The 4,861-nt window shown below is 39.1% G+C and carries 4 protein-coding genes, 2 tRNA genes and 1 other RNA gene; all 7 read right to left on the reverse strand.

Going from position 1 to position 4,861, the window contains the following annotated elements:
- Nucleotides 1-74: 74 nt before the first annotated feature.
- The 7 genes from HMPREF2571_RS06735 to HMPREF2571_RS06765 all read right to left on the reverse strand — a co-directional run bounded on the left by HMPREF2571_RS06735 (nt 75) and on the right by HMPREF2571_RS06765 (nt 4,755).
- Nucleotides 75-1,037 carry a Gfo/Idh/MocA family protein gene (locus HMPREF2571_RS06735; protein ID WP_014633414.1) on the reverse strand — a complete coding sequence of 321 codons (963 nt, stop codon included), beginning with the start codon at nt 1,035-1,037 and terminating at the stop codon, nt 75-77.
- 79 nt (nt 1,038-1,116) lie between these two features.
- Entirely contained in the window at nt 1,117-1,800 is a 684-nt protein-coding gene (locus tag HMPREF2571_RS06740; protein WP_014633415.1) for a TVP38/TMEM64 family protein, read from the reverse strand.
- Between the two features lie 82 nt (nt 1,801-1,882).
- Nucleotides 1,883-2,503: a DUF3862 domain-containing protein gene (locus tag HMPREF2571_RS06745; RefSeq protein ID WP_002885892.1), complete on the reverse strand. Its 621-nt coding sequence runs from the start codon at nt 2,501-2,503 to the stop codon at nt 1,883-1,885.
- 45 nt (nt 2,504-2,548) lie between these two features.
- Nucleotides 2,549-2,898: a transfer-messenger RNA gene (gene ssrA / locus HMPREF2571_RS06750) on the reverse strand.
- Nucleotides 2,899-3,219: 321 nt separating this feature from the next.
- A tRNA-Arg gene (locus HMPREF2571_RS06755) sits at nt 3,220-3,291 on the reverse strand.
- Nucleotides 3,292-3,360: 69 nt separating this feature from the next.
- Nucleotides 3,361-4,563 (reverse strand): 30S ribosomal protein S1, encoded by a 1,203-nt coding sequence (rpsA, locus tag HMPREF2571_RS06760; protein ID WP_003094841.1) that lies wholly within the window; start codon nt 4,561-4,563, stop codon nt 3,361-3,363.
- A 120-nt stretch (nt 4,564-4,683) separates the two neighbouring features.
- A tRNA-Gln gene (locus tag HMPREF2571_RS06765) sits at nt 4,684-4,755 on the reverse strand.
- Between the last annotated feature and the right edge of the window lie 106 nt (nt 4,756-4,861).

The raw sequence follows: 4,861 nt of genomic DNA on the forward strand, positions 1-4,861 counted from the left end.
TCGTCACCCACTACAGTTGACAAAGAGCCGACAAAACAAGCAATGGCCAATACCACTGCTTGTTTTTTAGTTTGTTACAAAGCTTTCGAAGCTTGATCCAGAACTTCCATAACCTGACGACTATGTTCCAACTGCTTGGCAACACTGTCAAAATCCTTAGTAGCCACCATCTTTTCAAAAGCCACAAATTCATCATGCATACGATGTTGTGGACTATTGAGATTGACGACTCTCTCTTTCTGACCATTGAGAGTGACTCCAATCTCAGGAAGAGTATTGGTTGCACCAAAAATTGTAATAGCGCCCTTATCACCTTGTATAGTTGAACGAATCTCCGCACTACAATCTTTAGCTCCAATGGCAACAGCCTTAAAGTGACCATAGTCCAAAACTAGAATTCCTGACGTATCCACTCCTCGCTCCACATTAGGTAGATATTCCACACGATGAGGCTTTCCAAAAAGGCCAACCAGGAGATGGATATTATAGATATTAAGATCTCTAAGTGCTCCCCCACCCATTTCAGGGTTGAAGGCAGGAGCAATCTCTCCTCGCTTAAAGGCGTCATAACGTGACGAATATTGAGAATAATTGATATTCACAATCTTAACATCTCCAATATCAGACAAGGCTTCCTTAATCGCTGTAAAATTAGCCAAATATTGATTGGTAATAGCCTCCATCAAGAGAAGCTCTTTTTCTTGAGCAAGCTTAGCTAGCTCTTCAAACTCTTTCAAATGTAAGGTGAAGGGTTTCTCACAGATAACATGCTTGCCGGCCAAAAGTGCTTTCTTAGCATAATCATAGTGGGTATGGTTGGGCGTTCCCACATAAATCGTATCGACTTCTGGATTGGACAAAATTAACTCATAATCACTAGTCGCCTGAGACAAACCATATTGCTTAGCTAGGGCTTCTGCCTTATCAAGTGAGCGTGGTGTCGACAAGATAGCTTCAAGCTCAATGCCCTCAATAGTCGTTAACACAGGAAGAACCTCTGTCACAATCATTCCTGTACCCAATAATGCAAGTTTCATCAACTTACCTCCTTAATTTCTAATCTCTCTTTGAAACGGACTAACACTAAGGACAAACTCATAGGTGTTAAATTCTTCTTTAGTTACTTGAATGAAGCTCATTTTTTTCCTTCCTAAAATGGATAAAGTAAATGACGAGTGAGATAAAAAGCAAGATGGCAAGTACTGCCACTAATGGCATTCGGATTGGACGGATATTAAGCAACAAATCTCCACTAACTGCATAAACAATCGATACTGGCGTCACTCCAATAAGTGTCGCCAAAATCCTCGTCCTTGTGGGTAAATTCATTTGAACACAAGCATAATTGACCAGAGCTGATGGTATAAATGGAATAGAGAAGGCCAGTGAAATCCCAATAAAGCGATGCTTAAAGTTCTCAATATAGTTTAGAAGTTTCTCCATGCGTTTGGACTTCTCTGGCTTTTCAAGTCTTCTCAGAATTTCAAAACTAGTTAAATTCCCAAAAGTATTACCAATAATATTCATCGGAATCGCAAGCAAAGGGCCATAGAGTAGCCCAACAAAAATACAAAAAATAGAACTTGAAACTCCAGGAATAGCCGATGACAGAATCATGAGACTAAGAAGGATCAGTGCATTTTGGAAATTAGCCTGCTTAAAAACTTCTCTTAAAAAGGCTTGATCATGCTTAGCGTTGGTCCATTCCTTGATTAAGGGGATGAAGTTATTTAAAAGAGGCCATAAGAATACCAGTATTAAACCGGCTATCCCTATAAAAAATAGTCTTTTTTTGGTCATTACATCTCCATAATTTTAATCGCTCCTTTTATTATAACAAAAAAATGCCTTCATTGATTTAGAAAGGCATCTTTTACTGCGATTACTTATTAATCAAATTTGCTTGTGACTTGTTTTCCAAGGCACCATTTTTAAAGTTAAGGGTAAGGCTACCTGTTTCACCCTTCTTAGCAACAAGGTTCGAAGACCAAAGCGCTTGTGTCATTGTTGCATCTGAAGAGACAGCGATAGAATAAACATCCGGTGTACCAAGCGTTTTGACAGCATCATCATAGCTAGTTCCATTTTTAAGATTTTCGTACATCTTCAGTGTGATTTTAGGATCACGGACGTAAGAAAAGTTTGAAATTGACTTAACTACAGTGCTATTGTTAAAGAGTTTCGCTGTAACAACAACATTGTCATACTGCCAATTATAAACATCAAGCTTAGCATCTCCTGCCTGCTCCTGACTCGTTGATGAGGGTTCACCAAACCAGCCCTTCAAGCTATCAAGATTTGAGCCTCCTGAAAATTCCTGAGAAGCATTTGCCATGGTAATCTTATCAAAGTTCTGGCGAACATTCCCATGCTTAACGGTTAAAATCTTTGAGGCTTCATTATCCAAAGATCCCTTCGTCTCTGTCTTAGACGAAGATTTTCCACAAGCAGCTAGAGTAAAAAGTGAGAGACCTAAAACGGTCAAAGACAAAAGTTTTTTCATAATAAATTCCTATATATACAAATAAAAGGCTGACGCCTCTGGTTTTTATGGAGCCGGTGGGAGTCGAACCCACGTCCAAACACCTGCCAACATATTCGTCTACAACCATAGGTTATGTCTTTCATTTAACAGATAGACGACACATAACTCAAGCCTTCTATCTGCGAGCCTATAAATCTCTTTTCAACCAGCTAGGCAATGGTCAAACGTAGCTTATAAATCAATAAAACCTCTAAACAAACATAAGCAATCTGCTAGAAGTCACGCGAGCAGGTGTTTAGGCTGCTACAGCGTAAGAATTAGTATTTTTTGCAGTTATATTTAACTGAGCGTTTACGTCGCCACACGAGTCGCAGAATATGCCTCATAATGCCTGTCGAATCCGTAACGACCCCAATATGAGATATTGAGTATTATAGCAAATTTTTTAATAAAAAGCAAAAAATTAGTCAGTTGCTTAAAATAAGACCATGAAAATACAAGTAAGATACTCCACCACTTCTATCTAATAACCTTCATACATCTATTAAATAAAATCAACAAGAATTTCTTCATACTTGTCATCGTATGTTAAGAACAATGAAGCTTTCCACTATGATTTCCAGAATCAATTTATTTATCCTTTATAAACTCTTTACTATAGTTTATTAGCCATAAAGTAAGGGATTATTACAGCAAAAAACGTTGAAAGAGCCAGTCTTCCAACGTTTTATTTTTGCACCCTAAGGGAATCGAACCCCTATCTCAAGAACCGGAATCTTACGTGATATCCATTACACTAAGGGTGCTAACAGTATACTATTATAGCATACTCTAAAATAGAAAAAAAGACATGTTTCCATGCCTCTTTTTTTATCTTACAATTCGATATCTCCGAAAAGATCCGCCATTGAGAATCCAGATTGAGTTTCTGGAAGTTCGTAGTCACGTTTTTCTTGACGTTTTGGACGACGTGGACGTGATTGACGTTTTTCGTTGTTTTCGCCTTCAGCGTTAGCTGGACGTTCTTCAAGAGCTTTGATTGAAAGTGATACACGTTCTGCATCAGCATTCACTTCAAGAACTTTAACAGTAACATCTTGACCTACTGAAAGAACATCTTTTGGATTTTCAACACGTTTGTGTGAAATTTGTGAGATGTGAACAAGTCCATCGATACCTGGCAATACTTCAACGAAAGCACCGAAGTCAGTCAAACGTTTAACTTTACCTTCGATAACATCACCAGCAGCAAGTTTTTGTTCAACACCATCCCATGGTCCAGGTGTTGTTGCTTTAAGTGAAAGTGATACACGTCCTGCTTCTTCGTCGATAGCAAGAACTTTAACTTCAACTTCATCACCTACAGATACAACTGATTTAGGTGAAACGTTACGTTCGTGAGACAATTCAGTCACGTGAACAAGTCCGTCAACACCACCAAGGTCGATGAAAGCACCGAAGCTTGTCAAACGAGCAACTTTACCAGTTACGATTGAACCAACTTCAAGTTTAGAGAAGACTTCTTTACGAGCTTCTGCAGCTTCTGCTTCAACAACTTCACGACGTGAAAGGATGAAACGGTTTTCAGCTGGATCAACTTCTTTAATTTTAGCGTCAAATTCTTGACCTACAAATTGTTCAGTGTTACGAACAAAACGAGTATCAATCATTGAAGCTGGAATAAATCCACGAAGACCTTCAAATTCAACTGAAAGTCCGCCTTTAACAGCGCGTGTTCCTTTAACAGTAACAACTTCTTCTTCACGACCAACAAGTTTATCCCAAGCTTTGCGAGCTTCCAAGCGTTTTTTAGATACAAGGTAAGTTACAGTATCAGTATCTTTACCAACAACTTGACGAAGAACAAGCACTTCAAGTGTTTCACCAACTTTAACAAGGTCTGCAACGTTTGCGTCACGGTCGTTTGTCAATTCACGACGTGTCAAAACACCTTCGATACCAGTTCCTTCGATAACAACATTTGCTTGATCATTATCTACTGAGATAACTTCAGCTGTTACAACGTCACCTGTGTTAACTTCGCTAACACTGTTTAGCAATTCTTCAAATTCGTTCATTCTAAAAAGATCCTCCAACAAGAGCCAGCCAATTCTGGCCCTTGATAACAATATATTTTTAAAGGTACCCGCAAAGACAATGGTTAACATAGACGGTGCCAATGCACCCGATACCTTTTACTGGGGTAGCTGGATTCGAACCAACGCATGAGGGAGTCAAAGTCCCTTGCCTTACCGCTTGGCTATACCCCAATAGCAAAATGCTATAAAAAAACATCTAAGTACTTGATATCGACTATCCCGATTCAGTTTCTTAGACATGGAGAGAGAGGGATTCGAACCCCCGAACCCGAAGGAG

The organism is Streptococcus sp. HMSC068F04, assembly GCF_001837455.1.
Lineage (GTDB): Bacteria > Bacillota > Bacilli > Lactobacillales > Streptococcaceae > Streptococcus > Streptococcus salivarius_D.

Excerpts from the sequence above, each read along its gene's own strand:
- HMPREF2571_RS06735 (WP_014633414.1), bottom strand. The coding sequence starts at position 1,037 with ATGAAACTTGCATTATTGGGTACAGGAATGATTGTGACAGAGGTTCTT.
- HMPREF2571_RS06745 (WP_002885892.1), bottom strand. The coding sequence starts at position 2,503 with ATGAAAAAACTTTTGTCTTTGACCGTTTTAGGTCTCTCACTTTTTACT.
- HMPREF2571_RS06740 (WP_014633415.1), bottom strand. The coding sequence starts at position 1,800 with ATGACCAAAAAAAGACTATTTTTTATAGGGATAGCCGGTTTAATACTG.
- rpsA (WP_003094841.1), bottom strand. The coding sequence starts at position 4,563 with ATGAACGAATTTGAAGAATTGCTAAACAGTGTTAGCGAAGTTAACACA.